The organism is Nonomuraea zeae, from assembly GCF_005889725.1.
Taxonomy (GTDB): Bacteria; Actinomycetota; Actinomycetes; order Streptosporangiales; family Streptosporangiaceae; genus Nonomuraea; species Nonomuraea zeae.
The window spans coordinates 1-5,903 of the sequence record NZ_VCKX01000484.1 but is presented as its reverse complement, the minus strand read 5'-3'; the positions used below and the strand labels follow the sequence as shown (position 1 = coordinate 5,903).

Below are 5,903 nucleotides of genomic sequence, written 5' to 3'. Positions count from 1 at the left end.
CCCCTCCACCGCCGCACCGGCCGCCACCGCCGAAGCGCCGTCCGCGACCACCGATGCGCCCGCCACCGCCGGAGTCCCCGCCACCGCCGAAGTGCCCATCGCCACCGAGCATCTGAGCGTTCGCGACGAGCTGGAGACGGCGAGCATGCGCGACGCGGACGCCGAGGACGCCGGGGACGGCCGGGAGGCGGGCCACGACGCCTTCGCCGGGCCGCCCGTCTTCAGCCCCGACGGGCACCTGCTCGCTCTCCCCGGCACCGCGGAGGTCCGGGTCTGGAACGTGGCCGAGCGCCGCCTCGCGGGCGTCTACCCGCTCAAGGAGCCCGTGCACGGGCTGGCGTTCTCCGCCGACGGGCGCTCGCTGCGCTACCTGGGCGGCACCGGATCGGTCGTCTCGCTCGACGTCTCGGGGCTGCCCATCCCGACGGGGAGCGGCCGGATCGCCGCCTTCTCCGGCGACGGCCGGGTCGCGGCCAAGGAGGTCGGCAACACGATCGAGCTCACCGACACCGTCGAACGCAAGAAGCTCGGCCGGATCGCCGCCGCCGGGGACCTGGCCTTCGACGCGACCGGCGAGCTGCTCGCCGTCGCGGGCGACCCGGTGACCGTGTGGCAGGTGGCGAGCGGCAGTCAGGTGGCCGCCATCCACGCGGGCGGCGACGTGCCCGCCGTGGCGCTCTCCCCCAAGGGCGACGTGCTGGCCACGGCGCGCGGCAGGACCCTGGAGACGTGGAACGTACGCGAGGGGCGGCGGACGAAGGTGTACGAGGGCGCGGGCGACCTGGCCCTGGCCTTCAGCCCGGACGGCACGACGCTGGCCGCCGGCGCCAACCTGCTCGACCTCGGCACCGGTAAGGTCACCCCACTCGTCCTCGGAGCAGCGTACGTGCTCGCCGAGAGACCCGCGAGCGAGCCCGCTGGAGGGCCGACTGGGGGCCCGACCGGGGGGCCTGTGGGAGGCGGAGCGGAGACGCCCGCGCCGACCGCGCTGGCCTTCTCCCCCGACGGGCGCACGCTGGCGTTCGGGCTGGAGGGCGGCCAGGTGCTGCTGTGGGACGTACGCAAGGGGCGGCGGCTCGGCGCGATCACGACGGGCACGGCCCCGGTGGACGAGCTGCGCTTCTCCCCGGACGGTGACCTGCTGACGATCGACGCCGTCCGCACCTCGCTGTGGGACACGAAGGCACTGCGCGAGGTGGGCCAGCTCGGCTCGTGGGCGGCCGGTCCCGCCTTCAGCCAGGACGGCAAGCGGCTGCGCGGGGTGGCGCTGGACGGCAGCGTGCGCGAGAGCCCGGTCGACCCGGCGCTGACCGCGCAGGAGGTGTGCGCCAGGGCGGGCGGGCCACTGAGCCAGGCCGAATGGACCCGCCTGATCCCGGAAAGCGGCTACCAGGACGTCTGCTGACCAGCAGCCCTCACGCGGACGGTCGCCTCGCGGGCGGTCGCCTCGCGGGCGGACCCTTGGCTGTCAGTCGTCCGGATATTTCCGGATCACCTTGCCCTGGAGGTTGGCGACCAGGTAGCCGGAGCGGTAGCCGTCCGACACGTACACCAGCAGCACCTGGCGAGGGGTGGTGAAGACGTAGTCGGGGTCCACGATGAAGTAGCGCGAGCTGGGCTTGGGGACGCCCAGATCCTTGTTCGCCGTCTTGAACAGGGCGGGCAGCGCGTTCCAGTTGTATTTGTCCAGGTCGACCATGGGCTTGTCCACCTTGCCGCCGATGCCGGAGCGGGTGACCTCGCCGTCGCGGTAGTCGTACCTGTCATAGAGCTCCGGGTCGCCCTTGATCGGTGCCTCGATGGAGGCGTAGGTCGGATACACCGCCATCCTGACGACTTTGGAGCCGCCGACGGCCAGCTTGACCTTGGCGATCATGGCTCGGATGCCGGCGGGTGTGTGCAGGTTGCCGGGGGTGGTGCCGGTCCGGTCATCGGTGGCCTCGGGCGAGGCGCTGTCCGCCGGGGTGAAGGGGTCCGACGTCGAGTCGCCGGTCCTTTTCGGAGCCGATGTCGGCAGGCCGGTCCGCTGCAGGGCCTGCGGGTCGGGGACCTCGGCCGTCAGGGGCGGGAGCAGCCGCCACACCAGCACTCCGGCGATCACGACGGCCGCGGCGGACACCGCGATCACCGCGTTGCGCGGGCCGCGCCGGGAGCGGCGCGAGTGCGCGGCACCCGCCGGCCGGCCCGGTGTCCTGCCGTCCCAGGGCGGCGGCGCCCCCTGGTCGTAGCCGGGAGGCACCGCGTGCTGGGAGGCAGGCGCCCCCTGGCCATAGGCCGGCGGCGGCGGCCCCTGGCCGTAGCCGGCGGGCATCCCCTGGCCGTGGCCCGGCGGCATCGTGTGCGAGGACCGCCGATCGTGCCCGTGAGGCCCGGCGGGCGAGGACCGCTGATCGTGCCCGGGTGGCACCGTGGGCGAGGACCGCTGATCGTGCCCGGGTGGCACCGTGGGCGAGGACCGCTGATCGTGCCCGGGTGGCACCGTGGGCGAGGGCCCCGAGCCCTGCCCCGAATGCTGCGGGGTCCCCTGGCCATACCCGGGAGGGACCGTGTGCGACGGCCCCTGGCCATGCCCCGGCGGGACCGAGTGCGATGGCCCCTGGCCATATCCGGGTGGGACCGAGTGCGACGGGCCCTGAGCGTGCCCCGAGGGCTGCGAGGGCCCATGGCCGTGCCCGGGAGGCGTCGCTTGCCAGGGTGCGGGCTGCGCGCCCTGAGCGGGGCCGGGCGAGGCCGGAGGGAACGGGTCGGCGGCCGAGGCCAGCATGCGGTCCAGGCTCTCCGCGTCCGGCCTGGCCGCCGGGTCACGCCGGAGCAGGGCGTTCAGCACGGGCCCGAGCGGCCCCGCGCGCTCGGCCGGCGGCACGTCCTGGTTGAGCACGGCGGCCAGCGTCGCCAGTGTGGTGCTCCTGCGCAGCGGGTGCCGCCCCTCCACCGCCACGTACAGCAGCATGCCCAGCGACCACAGGTCGGAGGCGGGATCCCCCTCGACCCCGTTGATGCGCTCGGGCGCCATGTACTCGGGCGAGCCGATGAACGACCCCGTGGCCGTCAGGCTCGTGGACTCGCGTACCGCCGCGATGCCGAAGTCGGTGAGCACCGACCGGCCGTCCTCGCGCAGCAGCACGTTGGCGGGCTTGACGTCCCGGTGCTGGATGCCGACGGCGTGTGCCGCCCGCAGGGCGGACAGGACCTCGCGCCCGAGCCGCGCCACGTCCGCCGGCGGCATGGGGCCGCGCTGGATGCGGTCCTGTAACGAGCCTCCGGAGACCAGCTCCATGACGATCCACGGATAGCCCTGCTCCCCCGGATCCACGATGTGGTGGATGGTGGCCACGTGCGGGTGGTTCAGCCGCGCCAGCGCCCGCGCCTCGCGCAGGACCCTGGCCCGCAGCGCGCGGGCGCCCGTGGGGTCCTGCTCGTCCATCGACGGGTCAGGCGGCCGCACCTCCTTGAGCGCGACCTCGCGGTGCAGCGCCACGTCCCACGCCCGCCACACCAGGCCCATGCCGCCGCCGCCGAGCCGCTCCACCAGTTCGAAGCGCTCGTCGATCACCCGTTTGTGCATGCAGAGCAGCGTAGGGCCGACCCGATCCTCCCGTCATCACGCGCTCGTGGCCAGGGCCTCCGCCTCGATCCCGTGGGCGAAGGGCAGGCCCCGGGCGTACCTTTCGAGCTCGTCCAGCGCCAGCTCCGTCAGCCGCGCCACCTCGCCGCCGAGCGATCCCGCGACGTGCGGCGTGAGCAGCACGTTGGGCAGGTCGTAGAGGGGCGAGTCGGCGGGCAGCACGTCGGGCTCGGTCACGTCGATCACCGCGTACAGGCGGCCGGAGGCCAGCTCGGCGATGAGCGCGTCCTGGTCGACGAGCACGCCGCGGGCCGTGTTGATCAGCGTCGCGCCGTCGCGCATGCGCGCGAGGCGGGCGGCGTCGACGAGATGCCGGGTCTCCGGCAGCGCGGGCGCGTGCACGCTGACCACGTCGCACCGCTCGAACAGCTCGTCCAGCTCCACCCGCGGCACGCCCAGGTCCTCGCGCAGGTACGGGTCCGCGACCAGCACGTCGAGCTCGAACGGCCGCAGCAGCTCGATCACCCGCCGCCCGATCCTGGAGGCGCCCACGATGCCGACCGTGCGCCGGTAGTTGCCGATGCCGGGGAAGCGGCCGTTCAGGTCGATCCCGGTCCGCTCCTCGCGGTAGTGCCTGGCGAGGTCCAGCACGCGCTTGTTGGCGAACAGGATCGCGGCCAGCGTGTACTCGGCGACGGGCTCGGCGTTGGCCGCCGCCGCGGACGAGACGAGGATCCCGCGCTGCCAGCATGCCTCGGTGACGTGGTGCTTGACGGAGCCGGCCGCGTGCACGATCGCCCGCAGCCTGGGCGCAGCGGCCAGGACGTCCTCGGTGACGGGCGGGCACCACCAGCTCGTGTAGAGCACCTCCGCCGTGGCCAGCGCCCCGGCCACGGCCGGGTCGGCGAAGTCGGCGGCGACCAGGTCCGGGTCCACGTCGGCGATGGCGGCCAGCCGGTCGCGCACCCGGCTCGTGATGAGCCGCTCGGCCACCTGATGCCCCATGGCCAGCAAGGTCTTCGGCCGCGCTGCGGTCATGTCGCTCCCCCCGAACCCAAATGCCGTCAACATGATCGTAAATGAAGGGCCATCGGGCGTGACGCGGCGGCCCGGGCCCGGCCCACGCCACGACGGCACGTCCCGCCGGCCTCACTCCCCCAGGTCGCTCAGCCGGCCGATGAGCGCGGTCCGCGAGGTGATGCCGAGCTTGGTGTAGATGTGGCTGAGGTGGTATTCGACGGTCTTGACGCTGAGCACCAGCTTGCGCGCCGCCTGCCGGTTGGTCAGCCCCCTGCTGATCAGCACCGCCACCGTGTGCTCCTGCGGCGTCAGGCCCAGCCGGGCGGTGTCCTGCGGGCGCAGCACCGCCCGCCCGCTCGCGCCCAGCTCCAGGTCGCACTGCTCCAGGTACGGCAGCGCCCCCAGCCTGGACAGCGTGAGCTGGGCGGCTTCGAGCTGCTCGGCGGCGGCGGACCTGCGGCCTCGGCGACGCAGGAACGTGCCGTACGCGAGCCGGATCCGCGCCTCCTCGAACGGCGTGTCGATCTTGGCCGAGTGCTCCAGCGCGACCTGGTACGCGGACTCCGCCTCGACCGGCTCGTGCCTGGCCGCGTACAGTCCCGCCCTGGCACTGGCGGCGGCGGCCAGGACGCCGCGGCGCTCCCGGTCCAGGGCCAGCAGCTCGCACGGCACCAGGGCCGCCTCGGCCTCCTCCAGCCGGCCCGCGAGGACGAGGGCGTCGGCCAGGATCGTGCGCCAGAGCGCGGCGGCCGGCTCGTCGGAGAGGTTCCCCTTGGTCAGCGGCATGAGCGCGGTGATGGCCACCTCGTGGTCGCATCTGGCGGTGGCCAGCAGGGCCTCGGCGGCGGCCGTACTGACCTGGGCCGCGGCGTTGTCCTGCCCGCAGGCGGCGCGGGCGGCGCGCACGTGCGTGCCGGCCCACTCCCACTCCCCGCGGGCGGCGGGCACCAGGGTGGCCACGGCGTGGGCGTAGCTCGCCAGCCAGACCTGGCCGAGGTCGTCGGCGGTCGAGGCGCCGAGCTCGGCGTGCGCGGCCGCCTCGTCCCACCGGCCGAGCCGGTACTCGGTCTGGGCCAGCGCCGTCGCCACCAGGAGCTGGAACGGGGCCGAGCCGCCGGCGCTCACGGCGAGCAGGCCGAGCAGGTCGTCGTGGGCGCCGGCGAGATCGTCGGCCCACAGGCGCAGCAGGCCCCGGCCCAGCAGGGCGTCCAGCTCGCCCACCGTCGCCTGGGCGGGCACCGGCAGCTCACCGCTCAGCGCCATGCCCTCCTCCAGCCGTCCGGCCAGCCCCAGCCCCATGAGCTGCGCGGACCGCGCG

Annotated in this window: 4 protein-coding genes; 1 reads left to right on the top strand and 3 read right to left on the bottom strand. The window is 74.7% G+C overall.

Going from position 1 to position 5,903, the window contains the following annotated elements:
- Positions 1–1,405: WD40 repeat domain-containing protein (locus ETD85_RS59530; protein ID WP_206059585.1), on the top strand; the 1,405-nt coding region annotated here is incomplete at its 5' end.
- A gap of 63 nt (positions 1,406–1,468) precedes the next feature.
- Here ETD85_RS59530 and ETD85_RS66490 read toward each other — a convergent pair.
- The 3 genes from ETD85_RS66490 to ETD85_RS59515 all read right to left on the bottom strand — a co-directional run.
- The gene (locus tag ETD85_RS66490; protein WP_240780128.1) at positions 1,469–3,565 is read right to left on the bottom strand and encodes a serine/threonine-protein kinase; all 2,097 of its coding nucleotides are present in this window, start codon (positions 3,563–3,565) and stop codon (positions 1,469–1,471) included.
- Between the two features lie 36 nt (positions 3,566–3,601).
- Complete coding sequence (locus ETD85_RS59520) at positions 3,602–4,603, bottom strand: hydroxyacid dehydrogenase (RefSeq protein ID WP_138698634.1); 1,002 nt, start codon at positions 4,601–4,603, stop codon at positions 3,602–3,604.
- Between the two features lie 111 nt (positions 4,604–4,714).
- Positions 4,715–5,903, bottom strand: a 1,189-nt coding sequence (locus tag ETD85_RS59515; RefSeq protein WP_138698633.1) for a helix-turn-helix transcriptional regulator, incomplete at its 5' end; no start/stop codon positions are given.